At 48.9% G+C, this 22,139-nt stretch carries 11 protein-coding genes and 1 pseudogene; 3 read left to right on the top strand and 9 right to left on the bottom strand.

From position 1 onward, the window contains the following. From D328_RS28100 to D328_RS31855, 8 genes and pseudogenes are all read right to left on the bottom strand, one after another. Window positions 1–6,725: non-ribosomal peptide synthetase (locus D328_RS28100; protein WP_018882875.1), on the bottom strand; the 6,725-nt coding region annotated here is incomplete at its 3' end. A gap of 156 nt (window positions 6,726–6,881) precedes the next feature. Further along, complete coding sequence (locus D328_RS0100010; RefSeq protein ID WP_018882876.1) at window positions 6,882–8,780, bottom strand: ABC transporter ATP-binding protein; 1,899 nt, start codon at window positions 8,778–8,780, stop codon at window positions 6,882–6,884. After that, complete coding sequence (locus D328_RS0100015; protein ID WP_018882877.1) at window positions 8,755–10,626, bottom strand: ABC transporter ATP-binding protein; 1,872 nt, start codon at window positions 10,624–10,626, stop codon at window positions 8,755–8,757. Before D328_RS0100015 ends, D328_RS0100010 begins: the two co-directional genes overlap by 26 nt. Window positions 10,627–10,980: 354 nt before the next feature. Next, window positions 10,981–11,775 carry a thioesterase II family protein gene (locus D328_RS0100020; RefSeq protein ID WP_018882878.1) on the bottom strand — a complete coding sequence of 265 codons (795 nt, stop codon included), beginning with the start codon at window positions 11,773–11,775 and terminating at the stop codon, window positions 10,981–10,983. Window positions 11,776–12,510: 735 nt separating this feature from the next. After that, a complete protein-coding gene (locus D328_RS0100025; RefSeq protein ID WP_018882879.1) occupies window positions 12,511–13,299 on the bottom strand; it encodes an aminoglycoside phosphotransferase family protein in 789 nt (262 codons plus the stop codon). 162 nt (window positions 13,300–13,461) lie between these two features. After that, entirely contained in the window at window positions 13,462–14,763 is a 1,302-nt protein-coding gene (locus D328_RS0100030; protein ID WP_018882880.1) for a pectate lyase family protein, read from the bottom strand. Window positions 14,764–15,078: 315 nt separating this feature from the next. Further along, window positions 15,079–16,158, bottom strand: coding sequence for an alpha/beta hydrolase (locus D328_RS0100035; RefSeq protein ID WP_154658929.1), 1,080 nt, complete (start codon window positions 16,156–16,158; stop codon window positions 15,079–15,081). A gap of 238 nt (window positions 16,159–16,396) precedes the next feature. Continuing rightward, a pseudogene (locus D328_RS31855) lies at window positions 16,397–16,549 on the bottom strand (hypothetical protein); the annotation flags it as partial. Window positions 16,550–17,260: 711 nt separating this feature from the next. Between D328_RS31855 and hflX the strand changes: the two are divergent. Then, the gene (gene hflX / locus D328_RS0100045; protein ID WP_018882883.1) at window positions 17,261–18,541 is read left to right on the top strand and encodes a GTPase HflX; all 1,281 of its coding nucleotides are present in this window, start codon (window positions 17,261–17,263) and stop codon (window positions 18,539–18,541) included. Window positions 18,542–18,668: 127 nt separating this feature from the next. On the opposite strand, the gene D328_RS0100050 is transcribed toward hflX, so the two are convergent. After that, entirely contained in the window at window positions 18,669–19,826 is a 1,158-nt protein-coding gene (locus D328_RS0100050; RefSeq protein WP_018882884.1) for an AGE family epimerase/isomerase, read from the bottom strand. Between the two features lie 247 nt (window positions 19,827–20,073). Here D328_RS0100050 and D328_RS0100055 point away from each other — a divergent pair, with 247 nt between their 5' ends. Beyond that, window positions 20,074–20,961, top strand: coding sequence for an AraC family transcriptional regulator (locus D328_RS0100055; RefSeq protein ID WP_018882885.1), 888 nt, complete (start codon window positions 20,074–20,076; stop codon window positions 20,959–20,961). A gap of 132 nt (window positions 20,962–21,093) precedes the next feature. Then, the gene (locus D328_RS0100060; RefSeq protein ID WP_018882886.1) at window positions 21,094–21,885 is read left to right on the top strand and encodes a DUF7402 domain-containing protein; all 792 of its coding nucleotides are present in this window, start codon (window positions 21,094–21,096) and stop codon (window positions 21,883–21,885) included. The last annotated feature ends 254 nt before the right edge of the window (window positions 21,886–22,139 follow it).

Genomic DNA, 22,139 nt, shown 5'->3' on the forward strand with positions numbered 1-22,139 from the left:
AGCAGCCGCACCGGGAATTCGCTCAGTCGGTAATCCCGTCGATACGCCGCTGCCGTATTCACCAGACTGCGATGCTCAATCATGACGCCCTTCGGACGTCCGGTTGTACCGGAGGTGTAGATCACATACGCTAGATCCTGCGGCTCGTTGATCCACTCCAGGTTGCTGTCATCCCCGGCATAGAGCGACTCGTCATCCAGCTCTAGCACCTGGCGCAGACGCAGCTCATCTGCGGCCTTGGACTCGGAACCAGCCTCCAATGCTTCCTGCTGCGCTAACAATCCCTTTTGCGTCAGCAGAACCGTTGCCCCGCTATCCGCCAGCATGAAGCGAATACGCTCAGACGGGTAGTCCGCATCCAGCGGCACATACGCCCCGCCAGCCTTCCACACCGCCAGCACACCAACCAGCATATCGACAGAACGCTCACTCAGAATACCGACGATAGATTCACGCCCGATGCCTTCCTCTCGCAATCGACGTGCGAGTTGGTTCGCCCTTTCATTAAGCTCACGGTAAGTAAGCTGCTGTCCCTCGTACACGACAGCTACATGCTCAGGTATGAGCTTTGCCTGCTGCTCCACATATGGATGGAACAAGCCCGCAACACCTGTCGTATCCAGCCCTTCGAGTACGCCAACAGAGGCAAAACCGTCAAGGATGCTAGCTCTTTCATTAACCGTCACCAGCTCCAGATCATCAACCCGGGCGTGTGGACTACTAATGACTTGTTCCATGACGTACACCCAATGCTCGGCAATCTGCCTGATCGCTGAGCGGTCGAATACGAGCGCATTGTATTCGAGATGAACATGGATATTGTCGCCAGGTACAATCGTAATGTTGAAATCGTAGTTCGTCTGCTCTGACATGGACGCATTCGCAATGGTGAAGCCGCCCGCATCTCGGCTGCCCATTTCCTCCATACGCTGCTCCACAGGGTAATTTTCGAACACCATTATATGATTGACGAGGTCCTGCTTTTGCTCAGTCAGAGCCTGAATTTCATACAGTGGATATGTCTCATAAGAGCGGGAAGCGAGTGCATGCTCCTGAGTCCGTTTCATCAGCTCTACGAAAGTTACTTCTTCCTCACTATGAATGCGCACTGGGACGGTATTAATGAACAAGCCGATCATTTTGTCGATACCTGGGATATCTGCCGATCTGCCAGATACAACGCTGCCAAATACCACGTCACGACTATTGTTATAGCGCTGCAGCACCACACCCCACGCAGCCTGTAGCAGCGTATTGACAGTCACTTGCTGCTGCTTGACCAGTGAATCCATCTGCTGTGTCAGCTCACGACCTAGCGTGAAGGACAGCTTGTTTGCTTCGTAGCCCTTGGCTTGAGCATCCAGCACCTTCGCCTGTGGCAGTGTAGTCTGCTGCTCGAACCCCGTGAAGTAATCACTCCAGAATCGTTCTGCCTCCGTATTGTCCTGACGCTCCAGCCATTCGATATACTCACTATACGGGGTAACCGGAGCAAGCTCGGGTGTGCGTCCTGCCAGCACATCAAAGTACGTATTGAATGCTTCCCCGACAATAAGGAACAAGCACCAGCCGTCCATCAGAATATGATGGAAGCTCCACACAAAACGGTAGCTCTCCTCATCCGTACGCAAGACAGACACTCTCATTAGCGCCCCTGTGCTAAAGTCAAAGCCCTCAGCCTGATCACGCTTCGCATACTCAATAATATAGCTGCTCTGCTCTGACTCTCCCATAGAACGAAGATCCTGGAAGCGGAAATCCGCCGCCTTATTGCAATACACCACCTGCAAAGGCTGCTCATGCCAGCCGCTATAAAAGTTCGTCCTGAAAATCTGGTGGCGTGCCACCAATTGATTGAGACTGTGCGCAAAAGCCTCGATCTGGAAGCTGCCCTGCAGCTCAAATGTCGCCTGCTCAAAGTACGCACTGGATTGCGGCTCCATCAGTCCATGGAACAGAATCCCCTTCTGCATCGGTGTCAGGGCATAGATATTGTCCAGCTCACCCGCTGCCGCAGTCTGGGTCACAATATGCTCCAGCTCTCCAGCCGTCAGTCCCTGGAAAGACAGATCGCTCGGCGTCAGCTCCGGCACTTCCTTGCCGACACAATGTGCCAGCACATGCTGCAAGCTTGTCTGAAGCAGCTCCGCAAGCTGTTTGATCGTTTTCTTCATAAAAGTCTTACTGCTATAGCTGATCGTCAGCTCCAGCACCCCAGCTGAGATCATACTGTTCAGATCCAGTGCATAGCGCTTCGTCAACGTATCGCTAATGGACGCACCGCTGGAATAGGTGGACATACGGAAGGCACTATTGCTCAAATCCTGGTCGAATTGCCCCAGATAGTTGAAGCTAATCTCTGGCTCGATCATGAACGCAGGAGACTTCTGCCCCTTCTCGTTGCTTTGTACCGCTTCCTGCTCGCCTGCCTGGGAGGACAGATAGCGTAAAATGCCGTATCCAACCCCTTTTTGTGGAACGCGGCGCAGCCCTTCCTTGACGCGTTTGACACACTGACCTACATCCTGGCCCTCACCCAGATCCAGTACGACGGGGAATTGACTGGTGAACCAACCAACGGTACGTGTAATATCCACATTCGGCACTATGGCTTCACGGCCATGGCCCTCCAGATTGACCAGCACCTGACTGAGGCCTGCCCACTCATGAATAGCGATGCCAAGCGCAGTCAGCAGCAGGTCGTTAGCCTCTGTATTGTATGCACGGTGAGCCTGCTTCAGAAATTGCTCTGTCTCCTCCGCCGTCCATGTCACGGTAAGTGTACGATCGTCACGCAGCTGCGGCTTGGCAGCTGATTTGCGCACATAATCCTTAGGTAACTTGGCCTCAGCTGCTTCGGTCCGCTCAATTCCTTGCCAATACGCACGCTCTTTATCCAAGGCTGCACTGTGCGCATACTGTTGCAACCCATCTGCCCACATCTGGAACGAATCGGTCTTGTTCGGCAATTGGACAGACTCTCCCCTTACAGCCTGCTCATAGCCCGACGCCAGATCCTCCAGCAATATACGCCAAGACACCCCGTCAACAACCAAATGGTGAATAGCAATCAGCAAATGGTCTCCGTCCGCACAACGGAACAGACCTAATCTTACCAATGGGCCATTCTCCAGCTGGATGCTGCTTTGAATATCGCTAGCTTTCTCCTCCAGTAGTCGAGCAACATCCGCTTGGCTTGACACGTGGGTCAGATCGACTACATCCAGATTGTACGCTTCACCATCCTGTATACTGCGATTCCAAGCTTCATATCCGCCATCATTAGTCTGTCGCAAGACGATCCGCAGTGCATCATGATGCTCGACTACTTGGTGGATAGCCACTCGAAGAGCAGCTTCGTCCATATGATCCTCACGATGCAGCAGCAAAGCCTGATTGTAATGCTCAGGGTTCGCAGGCTGCTGCTCAAGGAACCAATGCTGGATTGGCGTTAACGCTACCGCACCTGTCACTTCGCCTTGATCCGCAATACGAATCACCTGCTGCACCCGTCCACTCAGCTCGGCAATCGTCGGATACTGGAACAGCTCTCTCATTTCCAGCTTGTAGCCATTTTGCAGCAATCTTGAGGACACCTGAATAGCCTTGATGGAGTCACCACCCAGGTGGAAGAAGTTATCCAGCACGCCGACCTGCGGAATACCCAACACAGACTGCCATACCGACGTCAATACACTCTCGACAGCATTGCGGGCAGCGACGTAATCCTGACCTGTGTCGATACGTCCCTCTGGTTCAGGCAGTGCACGGCGGTCTACCTTACCATTTGGAGTTAGTGGTAGCTGCGGGAGTTCAACAAAATAAGAAGGTACCATATAGCTTGGTAGCTCCTGGCTTAGAGCCGTACGCAGCTCATGCATGGATGGAGTTAACAGGCCATCCTCAGCTTCAGCAGCCTTCAGCACAACATACGCACACAGCTGCTTTTGCCCCTGGTCATCCTCTCGTGCCACGACCACGGCTTCATGCACAGCCTCCAGCTTCAGCAGTTGGGCCTCCACCTCACCTAACTCGATCCGATAGCCGCGAATCTTGACCTGCGCGTCGATCCGCCCCTTGTATTCCAGCGTTCCATCAGCACGCCAGCGCACGAGGTCACCCGTCCGATAGCAGCGCTCACCGCTGCGGAAGGGACTATCCATGAATTTCTCTGCTGTCAGGTCTGGTCGGTTGCGATAGCCGCGGGCCACACCGTCTCCTCCGACGAGCAGTTCCCCCCACGCTCCGACAGGCTGCAGCTGTAGAGCACGATCCACGACATACGCAGTTGAATTCGTAATGGGGCTACCGATCGGCACCGCTTCTGTCTGCTCACCTAAAATCGCATGCGTAGTCGAGAAGGTCGTGTTTTCTGTCGGTCCATAGCCGTTGATCAGCTTCAGCGACGGATGGGCTTTCAGCACACGATTTACATGGGGCACAGACAGTACATCCCCACCAATCAACAGCTCCTTCAGCCCTGCGAACAGCTCTACATCCTGCTGGGACAGCTGGTTGAAGAGCGGTGCTGTCAGCCACATCGTGGTAACCCCATGACTGCGTACAGCTTCCTTCAGCTTAGCCGCGTCCAGAATAACATCCTGGCTAACCAGCACGAGCTGGCCACCATTAAGAAGCGAGCCCCAGATCTCAAAGGTGGACGCGTCAAAGACAACCGCTCCCGTCTGCAGAATACGCGTATCTTCACTCAGCACAGCATAGCTCGAATTCTTCACGAGCCGCACGACATTACGATGCTCGACCATAACCCCTTTTGGCTGACCTGTCGTTCCTGAAGTGTACATTAAATAAGCCAATCGACTGCCGAAGGCTACATCCTTTTCTAGTCCCTGATCGCTCATGGTCGGAAGATTGTTATGGTCATTTTTCACATGCGAATAATCGGTATATTCCATATGTTGACGCCCTGCTTGTGCTTCATCCAGCGTATACGCACCCTCTTGAGCATCCACTCCATAGATGGTTACGTCGCTCAGATCCAGCACGATTCCATCGTAATCATCTGGCTGTTGCTCCGCACGTTGTACCAGCAGTAGCTGCGCCTCGGAATCTGTCAACAGATAGCGGACCCGCTCAGACGGATAATCCGGATCGATCGGTACGTAAGCACCGCCTGCCTTGAGAATAGCCAGCATGCCCACGATCATATCCGCCGAGCGGTCAGCAACGATACCCACGGTCTGCTCCGCCGTCACGCCATAGCTGCGCAGTGTGTGCGCCAATTGATTGGCTTGCTCATTCAGTTGCCCGTAAGTCATTCGCGTGCTGCCAGAGACAATCGCGATCTGACCTGGGATGCGCTCAGCCTGTTCCTCGAATAGCTCGTGAATGCCTGCGTCCTGCGGATAGTCTACAGCTGTCGCATTGAATACATTGAGGATTTCAGAGCGTTCCTCTTCGCTGATCAGCGACAATTCTTCAATACGCTTTTGCGGACCAGCTACCATGTGCTTCGCTACGCTGAGGAATTGACGGATGATTAGTGCAATCTCCTCCTCGCTGAACAGCTCCATACGATAATCCAGATAGAGCACGAGTCGATCATCATCCAGCATTTCGACCATATGCATATCAAAGTCATTCACGGTATCACCGCAGAAATCATTGAGTACCTGCTGCAAGGCTTCGTCAAAGCGTGAGAAGCTCAGTGTACGATATTGAATCGTCACGCCGAACAGGCGCTGAAGGTCCATATTGTTCTGCTGCTCGCGCAAATCCTGAATAATCTTGTTATAAGGATAGCGCTGATGTCTAAGGATGGATGACTGCTCCTTGCCGACACCCTGCAGGAAGCTCAGTAATTCTGCCTCAGGCTCGACCTGCAGCCGCGTCGCCACGGTGCTCACGAACATGCCTACTGTATCTTTCTCCTTCTTGGAAGTCCGGTTCGCATATAGCGTACCTACCGTCAAATCCTGCTCGCCCGTCACCTTATGCATGTAAATATACAGAGCAGCCAAGAAGAATGTGAAGATGCTGGTCTTATGCTCTTCGCAGAAAGCCTTGACCCCGCGATACAGCTCATCCTCCAGCACAACACTCTCGCGAAGCGCAGTAGTACCTAAAGTAAGTGGATTGTACGATTTCAAGCCGGTGATTTCCGGTACATCAGCGAATTTCTCAGTCCAATAGGCCCGATCCTTCTCATAGCGGTCCGATTGCTCGTAGTTTTGCTCTACCTGAATAAAATCCAGATAGGCATTTTCTTTAGCTGCGGTATCTTGACCATGTACGATATCTATGTAATGACCCGTAATTTCATTAATTGCCTGATTCATCGATACGCCGTCGGAGACGATATGATGCATTTTGAAATTGTACCAGGTCTCCTCCGCATCAAGCTGTAAGATCGCGAAGCGATATAATTGGGATTCCAGTACCTTGAAGGGCTGTGGATTGTGCTGCTGAACCCATGCCTCAGCTTCTTCAGAAGTAACCTGGAGCGTCTCAATCTCCTGCTCGGCAAATGGAATTACGTGCTGGTAAGGGACGCCATCCTGCTCCGTGATCCTGATGCGGAATGAATCATTGTTTGCTACGACTCGGTTCATCGCTTGCTGCAATGCATCTATACGAATTGCTCCCTGAATTTTGACTGTAGCGATAATGGTGGAGGTATTACGCTGGGGGTACAGAAGCTCCGTATACCAAATACGCTGCTGTGGCTGGCTTAATGGAAACAGTTGAACATTGTTCTGTGTCATACGTGTCTCGCTCCTTACAAATTGTAATATGATCAAGAAACTGCACTTACGCCTGAACGTTGCTTACTGTTCATCTCTTCAACATGCACAAACTCATCTTCCAAAGGTGCTATTTCCAAAAATGGTTATCCCTGAAGCTACTGTCTCATTCGAATGTCAGGCCGATTGCTCCTGAGGCTGCTTGCGGGACTGAATGTCATACATCTCCGCATAATGCCCTCCCATCGCCAGCAGTTGTTCATGGGTTCCTTGCTCCTTCAATTCTCCCTCAGCAAGCACACAGATGCGATCCGCCTGCTCAATGGTCGATAAGCGATGAGCGATCACCAGTGTCGTGCGGCCCTTCATCAGCGCAGACAATCCCTGTTGGACTTCGTACTCAGCTTCCGCATCCAGTGCAGACGTTGCTTCATCAAGCAGCAGGATCGGCGCATTCTTGAGCATAGCCCGCGCGATCGCAATTCGCTGACGCTGTCCACCTGACAGGTTCGCTCCACGTTCGCCAACGAGCGTATGATAGCCCTCCGGTAGCTCCGCAATGAACCCACTGGCATAGGCGAGCTTAGCTGCTGCCTCAACCTGCTCATCGCTGGCATCAGGAGAACCAAAACGTATGTTATCGGCTATCGTCCCATGGAACAGCGTCGCTTCCTGCGGCACATAAGCGATCCAGTCGCGGACTTCATCCAGTCGACAGACTCCTGCGGAACGCTCACGAATCCTCAGCTCGCCTTCGTCGGGTGGATAGAACCCCAGTACCAGCTTCATGACAGTACTCTTGCCGCTGCCACTCGGACCAACAAGGGCAGTCACTTTGCCTTCGGGTACCGTTAGACTTAGCCTTCTGAGCGCCGGACGATCCGGCTGATAGGCAAAGCTGATATCCTGCAGCTCTAATGCCGCAGGGCCTCCCTCCAAGGATGGATCCTCAACAGCGATCCGTGGAGCTGCCCTGGAATCGTCACTCTGTCTTACCGGTCTGATCGTTTCCATAAGCCCCTCTGCGCTCAATCTGTCCACTGCCTCGGCCTCCCTCTTCTCAGGATGCTGCTGCCCTAGCAGCGCCGCCGGGAACTTCTCTTTCTCTAATGGTTCATCCAGCACCTCGCGGATCCGTGCCAGACCTGCCAAAGAGTTCTGCAAGAGGGACACCGCTGCACCAAGCTGCAGGAATACCGTTGAAATCCCTGTTTGCAACTGTACAATTTGACCCAGCACGCCAAGCTGCATCTGGTTCTGAGACACCAATATCAAACCAGCGACAAGTACACCGCCCAGCGCAAGGAATTCAACGAGAAAATTACACATATCTTGCAGACCCATTTGCCGTCCCTGACGGATGCTAGTACGACTCACCTGCTCACTGGCTGTATTGCACAGTCCGCCTACTTTGTTCCTTAATCCGAACAGCTTTACTACTTGCAGACCGGTGAGTAAATCACTTAGCCGTTCTGTAAATGTGCTCAGTCGTCCCTGCAGCTCCTCGCTGGTATGACGCATTCTTTTGGCAAAAAAAGCATTGATCCATGCTGAAGCGAGTCCCAGTATTATCGCTGCAACACCAAATCTCCAATCCAGTGCCAGCATGATGGTAAGCGAGCCGATAAATAGCGAAACTTCGAGAATGATCGAGCGAATATGGTCTGTATACGCCTGCTCCAGCGTCTGTACATCATTCGACATACGGGATACCAGATCACCAGAGTGTCGTTTCTCAACTTGGGCATAAGATAGATTAACAATATGGCCGAACAATCTCCTGCGCACCTCAGCAATAGCCAGCCTCACACATTTCATATACATATAGCTGCATAATGGAGACACCAGGCTTAATACGATAAATGTCCCGGTGACCAGATATATCGCTCTGTATAGCTCCTGCTCTTCACCACTCACAGCAAAATTCAACAAATAATGAACCACAAAGGATAGCAAAATCGTAATGCTTGCATTGGTCAGACTATTGCCAATCAAGCCAGCAAAGTACCATTTCCGATGGGGCTTCATCAGGGACATCAGTTGCCGGAACTCATAGAACCCCTGCTTGAAGGTCACGCTGCTCACTCCTTTCCTGCGGCGTAGAGGAAGCTAAATCGGAATCCTGCTGTTGCTGCTCGAAATTCTGCAAATACAGTCTCCGATATACACCGTTATGGGCCAGCAGCTCCTCATGCGTTCCCGACTCTGCAATCCTGCCCTGGTCGAGCACAATAATCCGGTCCGCCTGACGAATCGTGGATAGCCGGTGTGCGATGACCAGTACTGTTCGATCCTGCATTGCGGTTTGGAGTGCGCTCTGCACCATTGCTTCTGATTGGCTATCTAGTGCCGATGTAGGTTCGTCCAGAAGCAGCAATGGTGCATTCTTCAGAAGGGCTCTGGCAATCGCAAGTCGTTGCTTCTGTCCACCGGACAGTCCGCCGCCTCGCTCTTTCAAAACGGTACCGTACCCCTCTGGAAGTCGGATGATAAAGTCATGGGCATGTGCGGCCGTGGCTGCCTCGACAATTTCCTCACGTGACGCCTCCATGCGCCCATATCCGATATTTTCTGCAACGGTAGTCGGAAAAAGCGATGGCTCCTGAGATACCATCGAGATCCGACTGCGAAGGTCAACTAAATCCCAGCTCAGTAGGCTCTTTCCGAAAATACTAATCGTTCCACTCTGCTGCCCATCCTCCAGAAATCCACATAGAAGCTTGAAGATCGTGCTCTTTCCACCTCCACTGGCCCCTACGATGGCAACCATTTCCCCTTGTCTGATCTTGAAGCTAATTTCCTTCAGCACCAGACTATCTTCGTCGTAGCCAAAGCTCACATTCTCCAGACAGACTACAGCAGTCTCTTCCACACGATGTTGCTCATCCGTTGTGCGTATAGCCCCTGTGTTGGCGCCTCCCCCCCCATGTGTAGCTTCCTTCTGAAGGGCGTAGCTACTATCACTCTGGCGTTCATTGGACCAATCCAGCACCTCAAACAGATGCTTGGCAGCTCCAGCCGCCTCCTTCATCTGTGAAATGATTGTAGGCAGCATTGAGATTGGCTGCAGAATGAATGAGATCAGGTAGAGGAACAGAACAATCCCACCAGCGTTAAGTTCCCCTTGTGCAATCAGGTAGCCACCGTACACAATGACCAGAATAATGGGTGTAGCCAGCATCATGACACTGACAGGCGTAATGGCAGCATAGCGTTTTTCCAGCCCCAGTCCACGCTTGATGACATCCTCCATAATCACCATATATTTCTTCATCAAGATCGCCTGCATGTTAAAAGCCTTAATGATGGGGATGCCTCCGATAGCATCCTGTGCCACAGCGTTCAGATTGGCCAACTTCTCCTGCAACTGCTCCGAATATTTCTCAATAGGCTTACTCATGAATGAGGTGATAATCAGTCCTATGGGCATGAGTGCCAGGCTTGCGAGAACCAGCTTCCAGCTTGTCATGAGCAGCAGCGTCAGAGATGCCACGAATACTAGCGGCAGATAGAACAAATTCGCGAACTGCTGAATGAAAAAGCTCTGTAATACAGCAGTATTGCTCGTCAAACGGGATACCAGGTCACCCGTGAACTTCCTTTCTACGCTCGACACGGGTAGATCACAAAACTTATGTACGAGGTCTTCTCTTAAATCGCGCAATGCGCCAACGCTAAACCGCACTGAAGCGTACTTCATGACGAATTTGCACGGCAGACCTATGAGCATCATCCCTCCGACAAGTGCAACCATGCTCCAGGTGGATGAGAAGGCTCCTTCTGCCATTTGTTCAATAGCTTTGCCTAAAATGATATCTATTGCTGCCAGGCCTATAGAGGCTACGACGGTCAAGAATACCCACAGGTTATACGGTCTGACATAATGTGTGAGCCTTCGAAAAGCAGAATTAGATCGGAACAAGGACATCCCTCTTTTTCGCTACTCACAACTATTCAGTGCGAGTTTTTTTGAAGTTGCAATGGAGCTTGTAATATACCTGCCAATGCTCGATATAAGAGTGTCTGTGTTATGAGATGAAGTGCTTGCTTGGTGCCAGCAGTTTCACTAAGACACGGCTTGGAGCACAGTGCCTTGTGTAAGAGATGTTGATAGATACATTCGCTAAGATTTCATGTGAGTGTGTGGTATGTTGCATGTTAGCTGTTGTGTAAGCTGCCATGATCGTGTTCGCGTAGAGCTGCGATAGGTGGACATTTAGCTTGTGTCTAAGCTGTGGTTACAATACCTGGAACTGCGGGTGTATTAGAGTGTAAGTTAGTTAGAGCGATATGTTGTGTATGCTGCAGTATGCTTATGTTCTGCTGAGCCCAACAGGATATTAACGATTTTTTGGATGACTTCCTGCTCTTGCTCATGAATGAAAAAATGATTGCCATCAAACATATGTACCTCAATCGGCGAGGTTGAATGCTGCTGCCAAGCCTGTAGCGAGTCTGTACTGACTTCAACATCCTGACGACCTCCGAACACAGTAACCGGACAGGAAAGTGGATTTCCCAGCTTATATTCATACCTCTCACAGACCTTGAAGTCTGCGCGTAGGCGCGGCATGATCAGCTGCATTAATTCTCTGTTCTGCAGCACTTCCTCGGGAGTTCCCTGCATCAAACGAAGCTCCTCAATGAATGGATCGTCCGCCAGCTCATGAAGCCGTTTTTTGGAATATGGAAGCTGCGGTGCGGATTTGCCCGATACAATCAGATGGACGGGAAGCTGGCCTGTGCGGATATACAGTTCTCTGGCTGTCTCAAAAGCAAGTAACGAGCCCATACTGTGACCGAAGAAAGCAAATGGCTTGTGCACATAAGGAATCATGGCCGGAACCAGTGCGTCTACGATATCTTGTAGGTGCTCCATAGGCTCTTCCATGGAGCGACCTTCACGTCCAGGAAGCTGTATGGGCAGCACCGCAATATCCGGGGCAAGTCTGGACTTCCACGAAGAAAATATGGAAGCGCCCCCGCCGGCATAAGGAAAGCAGAATAATTGCAGTCTCTCAGCCGGATGAGCTACGGTCTTCGCCAGCCAGCGTTGTGACCGATTCATCATACATGGATACCTCCATCCTCTATTTAATTCAGGATGATACAGCTATTACAGGGAAATCCTTGTAATGGATGTATTCTTCCAGCAATTTCTAACTGGTTTTAAATATACAAACTTTAAATCGCCTTGGCATGGGACAAAAGAACCTAATTTATCCAATTCATAAATATATATTTTAATACAATTTATTACATTTAATTTCGATTTTTCAAATACTTTTTTTCACTTTTGGAATTAATTACCTGATGTTTGTGGAGTGTTATTTTGTTTTAAAACCATGCTTTCTATATTCATGCAGTATGTAAAAATAACTATTAAAAATGTTGAGTAGTCAGAAAAACGCCTTGCTATCAAAAGATTCTTTATTTACATATCCTTAACATGATGCTAACAAAATGAACATGTTTTCGCAGTCTAAATTGTATGTTTTTCCACTGTTGATTTTATTAGCCTAATTAATGGTAATTTTATTAATAATACTGCTCACTTTCTCTATTATTAACTCTTTAACTTTGGACTGAAAAAGTGCTTTTTATAGTCCCAAGGACCTATAACGCTTCATAAATATATTGACGTTTAGTCTAATTTTTTTAGTAATCTATTAATTTTTACGGAACCCATTAACGACATAATCGTATATGAGCCCCTTATATCTAAACATCCACCTGAGGTTATCTGGCAGCAAAAAAGCGGAATTCCCTTTTCACAGGAGATATCCGCTTTGCTGATCTTCTTTAATCAGTAGACTATGATACCCTTTGTTATCTGCTGCTCATTCTTGCGTAAGTACTCCATATCATTCAGATACACACTCAGATGTCCATCCTGAATATGAGACTGAAAATCCTCGTTCCCCTGTTTGGCTTCATTTCGCATGAATTGGGTTAGGGCTTCAAGCCGTTCTATAAGTATGCGGACAAATGACTCCTTACCCTCCAGGCCAATTCCATAAGTATCAAGGAACAGTCGGGCTTTTCGGATATGCTCGTCCAAGTCACCTTGAGTATCTGGATGCATGGGAGCGTTAAATGGTACCCAGCGATAGACCGCATAGGCGACATCCCACATTCTTGGTCCGGGATGCAGCGTATCAAAATCTATCATCCCCGCCGCCTGATTCGAGATAATTGTAACATTATAAGGAGCAAAATCCCCATGACACATGACCTCTACCGGGCTTACCTTCTCCAGCATCCAGTGCTCCTGCCCTGTCAGATTAGCAAGATACCTCTCACTGTATTGATGAAAGGTCCGTAATAGGCTTGCTGCCGATACAAGCATGGAGTCTGTCAGCAAGTGCTCAGGCAATGGATAGTTGAACACTTCGCCAGGCATATAGGAGACCTGCTCCTGCTTCAATTCATTCATGCCATAAGGCATGGGAACAAATTCAGCTCCTTCAGCACGAACAAAACGCAAAAAGGAATGAACATCATCAGTCCAGGCCTGAGCTGGCCGCACGACTAACCTGCCGATCTTTTGAATTTTACCACTTCGTCCCCCAATTAATTGCTCGTGATTCTCCAAGTACAAGCACACCTCACTTCTTAATTTGAAACAAAATACTCTTAGCTCATTGCCACGATGGCATCATCCACAATGATTCTACCAGAAGTTGCAATGCTAATTCAGCTTATAGTGGTATCTTCCAGATGGTTGTCCAGTCGGACATGCATGAGATTACCCCAATTACTCCAATTCTCTGGAAAATTGATATAGCCATTCATCCATGCCTTGTTCAGGCACATGTAATGTACGGTAAGTGGGATTCGTATCCGGGTATCCTCCTACATCTTCCTGGCTATCGATCAGTTTTCCTCGACCTGCAAGCACGTCAGAGATAATTCGCTGATCGGTAGCATCTCGATCCTTTGGTCTTGCTCCAGCATGCGTGGTAACCTCCTTCAAGACTACTGAAGCAGGGACAGCTTTCAGCCCTTGAATCCACACAGGAGGATTGCTGAGTTCTACGATCCCGCCAAATGTCAGCGGAACAGGCTTGTCTTTCTGATCATAAGCAAGATTATCCTGTAGATAGGCTGAGCCGCTCTTACTGTTCGTACCTACTAGTCCCAATCCTTGCACCGTGTCTGCACCGTGCCGCAAATAATTCCCAACAATACTGACCCTTGGTCCTTCTGGTGTAATGCCTGTATTGGCCCATTCCTTCTCCACATAGCCGAGACGGATGGCCCATTTTCCCGGATTATAGATCACATTGTTCACAATGACGCCCGTCGCGAATCCCTTGAACCACGGATTACGCTCCATATTATGGGCGTACAGATTGCCGATTACAGCCACATCCTGAACATAATCATGAACAAGGGTACCCATAGAATGAGATCCCTTCTCGTGTACTGAATGATTCAAGCCTTCAGCGATAATATTGTTGCTTAGCGTTACTCTGCGTGTAGTCGCTTCAGGACCATTCGTTCGTGGACCGGAGAAAGACATGTTCTCATCCACACCCCAGGAGAAGGAGCAGTGATCAATAACAATGTTATACGCAGAGGCACCATAAGTGGATACATCCGGCTCAAAGCCTGAACCCGGTGCACTCTCAGCATCTCCCATGCGGAATCGGACATGCTGCATTAGCACATCATGTGTACGGATTTGCATACCTCCTCGTATGAATGTGATGCCTGGCGAAGGGGCCGTCTGACCTGCAATGGTTACATAAGGCTCTCTTAGATCCAATCTCTCCTTCTCCAAATCAATGATCCCACCGACTTCAAATACGATAATACGCGGCCCTTTAGCCGCCAATGCCTCACGAAATGAACCTGGTCCATCGTTGTTCAGATTCGTAACTTTGATCACTTTCCCACCCCGGCCTGCTGGCGTATCCGTCCCAAATCCCACTGCTCCTGGAAATACGGGTTCAGCTCCAGCTTGTCCTGCTCCTGCCACCATGATCCAAGACCACAGCAACAGCATACATATGCTTACTTTTCCGATGCACTGCATTCTGCTACTTACTTTCATAAGTACACTCTCCTTTATGTTTAATTTGATGATAACGCTTACAACTCTAATATAACTTTTTTTAATAAAATCTCCATCTATTTCAATACAATAAATGCTGAATCTTATTTCGAACCCGTTCTTATTGGGATACTTGCCGAGTACCTTACTTTTGCTAAGATTAAAACACGTCTCCTAGCAACAAAAAAACACCTCCAAGAGCATCTCCATGTCTCACGACATGGCAGCATGCTCTCGAAGGTTTAGATTAGGGAATTCATTTACTGGAAACAGTTAAGAATATATTGCAAAAGGCTCGGGAACGATGACTTCTGACTAGCTATCCTGCCTACTTAGATTATTTTCATCATTCTTGTTTGAATTCGCATAAGGTAGATCTATCCGTTCTGGTTCCCCACCAGCAACCGGCATCGCGTATAGTTCTTTGTGGCCCCAAATAATAGCTGAATAGTCACCTACCATAAAATAGATCTGATCACCAACAGACACTGGTCTGGTGACATGTTCATCGAGATGGGTCAATTGCTTCTCCTTGCCGGCGGCCTCGTCGTATACATATAGTGCCTTGATTAATCTAGCATTTGAGTCATTTGACTCCCAAGAAGTGAAGTAGAGCTTTGTCTCGTCGGAATTCCATACAGCTTCAGTCAGTTCATCTCGTCTGGCGAAAGAGACAGCCGCACCGCTCCCGCTCCCACTATGAAGAGGAAATTTACTAATCTGTTGTTTATACTGTTCATTAAATCCATAGGGTTGCTGAGTAGAGACATTAGTATCTGACAAATAGTAGGAGCGTCCATCTGCTGCTAGCTGTAATGAATTCATAGTAGGGCTCTGTAATTGAGAATGACGTGTAGCCAACTTCGCACCCTGATTCCACTCATATACATCAAATCCAACGAGTCCCTTGTCTTGATCTAACCGTGGTGATTTGAGCAATTCCCCTTGCAGGAAATAAATGGACTTCCCATCTGGTGCAAAATCAATCTCAGTTATCATGTGCTTGACTTGAAGCGAGCTAATGAGCTTGTTATTTCTTACATCCATGACCCGAATTGTGCTAGTTGGCTCGGAGTTCAGTGAGACTAGACGCGTAATCCCGGAATTGTATCTGGTAGATTCAAGAAAGGCTACATAGGTACCATCCGCCGAGAAGTCAACATCTAGAATGTAACTGTTAGAAGTGTATATTGTGGATGCTTCCGTTAGTGTGGATGGATTATAGAGCATTAGCAGATTCTGGTTGGCAAAACCAGTCGTACTGGTTGCACTGACAACATACGCAATCTCCCCAGAGCCCGATACATCAAATACCTCTGTCAGGATAGGCTCAGTCACAATAGATGACGATGCGTTCACTACAGGGACCTCTGCACGAATAGATGTGGTTGGCATGATACCAATCGTCATAAGAATAGTTAATAGAAGAATGAATCGTAATTTGAATATAGATGTACAAACGTGCATGGCTATCTCCCTTGGTATGTTTTTCCTCAGTATACATCTTCAACCTCAGTTTGTCTCTACAGCACAGAATGTACACTGGATCAAACAAAAATAATTCGTTCGTCTTTTGTGCTGGACAATACGTGGATGAATTCATATCGCATAGGAACAGCTCCTTTGTGATGAATTAGGCCTTCAGCTGCGCCAGCATGCCTTCTCTTATCCGATCCGTAGCCTCTACCATGTTGCGCAAAGACTCTCTTGTCTCAGGTAATCCGCGTGTCTTCAGTCCACAATCCGGGTTGATCCAGAACAGCTTAGGGTCCAGTACCCGAAAAATAGCTTGGATATAACCGCTGCAACTGTCAAAATACCTGAATCCAAGCTGATCAAGTATACCTTCAAAGGAGACGTTCAGTAGCATTTCATACTAGTTCCTCATCTCCTTCATTAATCCCATTGACTGGGCGGCGTAACCCATGCTATATTTGGTATACTTTTACATGAACGGAGGGTTAGGTGTGATACATTTTATCCGGATTCGCACTTTGCGTGGCTAATTTAGAACTTGCCCCAAGGATCTGCCCGTAGGCAGAGGAATCAGGATAGGTCTGTCCACTTACCCATTCTGCAGGGTTGCTAGCTTCCTTGTATATGACTTGAGGAACTGCGTCTCCCCTGCTAATGACGAGTCATAGCCTTCATCTAACGCTTCACGTCCAGGAATTCATTTGGTCCACGGATGATTATGCTTGCAATTCTAGTAAGCTGACTCCCCCGTATATCCACTTCTGGACTAGGCTTAGAATCTAAGGCTTATACAAAATAAGTAGCTGCTGGTTGTACAGTCACCATCTGGTGACCAACCTCCTTTGGCTATGCTACTCGTCTTCTAGGAATGTGACGGTATGGGTTCACTCCATCAACCAACTGATCTCCTTTTGCTTATGCACACAGGCAGCCTTGCCTGTGTTTTTTTGTGCTTCTTGGGGGCGAATGCTCTGCATTAGATGTACTACCCGAATGGACAATAAGAAAGGATGATTCATATATGAAAGAAAAGCGTAACAAAGTATTACTCGTAGGTGTTCAATTACAGCGGCAGACGGATTTTGAGTATGGCATGGAGGAGCTCGCTAATCTGGCGACAGCCTGCGATCTACAGCCCGTAGGAGAACTGACGCAAAAGGCTGAACGCCTTCACTCATCTTATTACATTGGCCGCGGCAAGCTTCAGGAGCTGCAAGCCATGCTGGAGGCACATGACTCGCCGACTGTTATCTTCAACGATGAGCTCTCCCCCTCGCAGATTCGCAATCTGGAGGCTGTCCTCGACTGTCGGATTATCGACCGCACGATGCTGATCCTGGAGATCTTCGCTGAGCGTGCCCAGACACGTGAGGCTCAGTTACAGGTCGAGGTGGCTCGACTGCAATATATGCTGCCGAGACTCGTAGGCAGTCGTGAGAGCCTGGGACGCCAAGGGGGCGGGGCTGGATTGAAGAATCGCGGCTCTGGTGAGACTCGACTGGAGCTGGATCGCCGCCGTATTGAGGAGCGAATCACGATGCTTGAGGCAGAGCTCACGAAGCTGGCTGCAAGGCGTCAGCAGCTGCGTAAGCAACGCCGCAAGAATGAGGTGCCTGTCGTTTCGCTTGTAGGCTATACCAACGCAGGCAAGTCCTCGCTGCTGAACACGATGCTGGAACGATATCATCCCGGTCAAGGCAAGCAAGTCTTCGCACATGATATGCTATTTGCCACATTGGAGACCAAGTCCCGCAGCATTCGTCTGCAGGGTAATCGCTCAATCGTACTGACGGATACCGTCGGCTTCGTCAGCAGGCTGCCGCATCATCTGGTCAAGGCTTTCCGTTCTACCCTTGAGGAGGTTGCCGAGTCGGATCTGCTGCTGCACGTCGTTGACTCCTCTCACCCAGAACAGGAAGCCCAGATTCAAGTAACACGTCAGACCCTGCGTGAATTGGGCGCAGATCAGGTTGAGGAGTTGATCGTCTATAACAAAGCAGATCTAACCCATGAATCTTATCCTCGGATTGAGGGGGGTGCCATCTACCTGTCTGCACGTCAGGCCATAGGAATTGATGAATTATCGAGCATCCTGACCAAGCGCTTATTCCACGATGAAGTGCAGCTGGAGATCCTGGTTCCGTATGATAAGGGCCATATCGTCTCCTACTTCAAGAGCTATGCTGAGGTCACCTCGATGTCTCACGAGGAAGAAGGTACCCGGATGAGCTTACACTGCAGCCCGGCAGATATGGAGCGATACAAGGATGAGATCTTGATCTATGATCTTCCCTCTCAGTAGGATACAGCTACCGTATCTGCAAGTGACTGAGAAAATCACATAGGAACATCTAACGCACTACAGGGGATGCCCGGACCAGTATTGGTGAGGCATCCCCTTTTTTGAGCTATAGCATCACTAAGCTCTCTTACCAGAAATACAGATCCTGACCCTTCAGCTTCAGTATCGCTTCCATAAAGTAATAGTCACCGTAGATGATTGATTGATGATGCTCCTTGTTGTGATAGGATGCGGAGCCGTTCTTGAGAAAGCAATCGTTATCCATGCTCCAGTCCGTACGCGTCCCATCTAGTGCTTGAAGTAATCTCAATGCCGCTCCAAGGTACAGATCCTTTTCATAGGGTCCGACTACCTTGGAGATTTCGATTAACCCGCATGCTGCAATAGCGGCAGCCGTAGAATCCTCGTAGGCGGGTTCCTTGGGCTGTCTGAAATCAACCGGGATGATGCAGTCTGCTGGAATATTAGCTATAAAATAATGAGCAATGCGCTTGGCGGTATGCAGATACTCTTCCTTGCCTGTGTGCCTGTAGCTCATCATGAAGCCATACAATCCCCAAGTCTGCCCCCGTGTCCAGGCTGAGCCGTCCTCATATCCCTGCCCACCATAGGTTTTGACCACGCCACCCACGAAAGGATCGAACTCCACAATATGATGGACAGAGCCGTCGGGTCGGACGAAGCTGCTCATCACAGTGTCTGCATGCTTCATGGCGATGTGCTTGAAACGAGGATCTCCAGTCTCTGCGCTGGCCCAGTACAGGAGTGGAATATTGAACATACAGTCGATAATTGCCCAACCGCGGGTATCTTCATTCGGAAGATCGTTCCACGCACGGATGAATTCCCCGATTGGATTGTAGCGTCCAGCGAGGAGATTGGCGGCATGAAGTGCCCTTTTACGTGAATTGGGGTTGCCTGTTAATTGATAGTTTGCCACACTGGTCGGCAGCCACATGAACCCTACATCATGATGCAGCCCGTAGAATTGCTCAAAGCACGAATCAAGCTTATCCTCCAAAAGGTTGGCATACTCCTTGTACTTCTCCTCACCAGTAACGTGATACATCTGCCACAGCATACCGCCCCAGAAGCCGTTCGTCCACCAGCTGATGCCATTGTCGGCTGTACCGCTGGGATTCCAGGTGCCCCGATCATCATGCTCGCCCTGAATCGTGGTATATGGAATTTTATCTTTGGATTTGTCACTTACCCAATCCATTTTGTCTGTCATTCTTTGCAGCACATCCTGCAGCCATTCCGTAGATTGATCCAATGTCAGCATAGAGCACAGCCCCACCTTCGTTCATATATTTTTACGTCCAACTGCGGTAGCCCTACATCCATATGAGCGTATAGGACTATAACAAAACGTTAAAAGTCCGCTGGACTCGATTAGCGACCTCAGTATAGCACGCTAGAATCTTGAAAAGTGTGGATTTATGCAACAGAAATAACGGTTCATTTCACTTGTGATAACGCTATCATCAGTGCTACACTAAAAGCAAATTCTAGTGGAAGTGGGCTACAGTATGTCTCTTGGGTTTGAATCAGTAGCATTTCACGGCGCACCCATCGTATGGACGGATCGCCATGTGACACGAACTCCAAACATTAGCTTCTATCATTGGCATCAATGCTGTGAGCTGTTGATTGTCTACAACGGTGACGGCATCGTCGTCATGAATAATCAGACCTATCAGATTAGAAAGGGTATGCTCTTTGTATTTCAGCCCTTCGAGATTCATAAGGTATATGCCAAAATAACAGACGATTGCGCATATGAGAGAGCTGTCATTCATCTGAATCATCCTTATATTGAACAATATCTGCATGATTTTCCGCGGCGACGTGAGTTGTTTGACCGCCTATGCTACGCCAGTGACATCGAACGTGCATTTGATCTGGGGGAGGAACTGGAGCAATTCGCGCAATGTATGACAGATTACGAGCAACTGGCTCATACAGATCGAGGTGCCTCTCAGGAGGAGATTACTGTCTTCATGCTGAGGCTACTGACGGCAATGGAAAAGCTGATCCCTATATCAGAGGCCAAGCCCTCTCTGGGGCGGCGCCCAGAAGAGTATTCGGAGATTATTATGAACTGGATTGAGACGCATTACATGGAATCAGATATATTGAACAAACTCGCACATGAGCTGCACTTGACAAGGTCCTATGTATCCCGTCTGTTCAAAAAGGAGACCGGTAGCAACCTGAGTGAGTATCTAGCAGCCAAGCGAATTAAGGTGGCAGCCCACCTGCTGGAGACGACCTCGCAGCCGGTAGAAGCGATTGCCAATCAGATCGGGTTTCAGAATGTGTCGCACTTTATAGCCTGCTTCAAGCGAACCTATCGTCTGACTCCTCTGAAGTTCAGAATGAAGACCAAGGAAAGCAAACTACCCCACTTTAACTGAACAATAAAACGTGATTTTTGTGATACAGAGCGGGACTTTTCGAGACAGTGGCATGCTATATTGGAAGCGATTTATTAAATTCCGGCCTGATCCATAGCAGAATAAATAGGTTGGTAACTTATGAGGTGTACTATGACGAAGCTAACGATTGAAGTACAAAATGCGGAAGGAAATATCCTTGCAGAGCACACGGATTCCGAGAAGACACATCTGGTGTATGCCCAAGCTTATCAGCCCGGCGATTCTATTGTGCTGAGAAGCTCCGCGGCCCACTCCTATTTGTATATCCAGCTGGACGATGCCATGAGCGAGACCTTTGTGTATTGTAGCGGACAGGAGTATCGTCTTCTGATTCCTTTCGCAGAGAAGAAAACATCCTATTCACCAAAATCCTTCTCCGGTGAGCTTCATCTGCTTACAGCACGAGTGGCGACCGCTGAAGAAATCGCAGCCTATAAGAATCTAGCTAGAAACGATTATGATCATCATACCAACAGCACCTTGTTCCCACATGCTTCAGCCAACGTAGAGACCCGCGGTGAGGCTGTGTTCGCTGCTCGCAATGCGATCAACGGCAACACCGTAACGTACTCGCACGGCGAGTGGCCGTTTGAGTCCTGGGGGATTAACCAGCAAGCAGATGCAGAATTCACCCTTGATTTTGGTCGTAGCGTAAAGATTGACAAGATCGTATTATTCCTTCGTGCTGATTTCCCTCATGATAATTATTGGGAGAAAGTCACCTTGACCTTCTCCGACGGAAGTGTCCTGACACCGAGTCTGATCAAGTCGGGCAAAGCACAGTCCATCACGTTCGAGCCGAAGACTGTGGAGTGGGTCAAGCTGGGCGAGCTGATTAAATCCGATGATCCTGCCCTCTTCCCTGCGCTCACGCAGTTCGAAGCTTATGGATATGAGGCCTAAGCAGCGTCAGGATGTCGATCTGGTAGGATGTACGTAGTCACTTTGGGAGAACACTCCGCGCACAGAGCATTGTGCCAATCGTGTTTAAACAGAATGATCCTATTATCTATAAAAAAAATAAAAATAGAGCAGCGATTCTTCATTAGAGAATGCTGCTCTATTGGCTTTTACCGATTGGACCAAACTACAACCTAGCAAATTAATTAGATAGCAGACTATTACCTTGACTGGAATACGATTTCTGGTTTGAATGA

This window comes from Paenibacillus massiliensis 2301065 = DSM 16942, assembly GCF_000377505.1.
GTDB classification, from domain to species: Bacteria; Bacillota; Bacilli; order Paenibacillales; family Paenibacillaceae; genus Paenibacillus; species Paenibacillus massiliensis.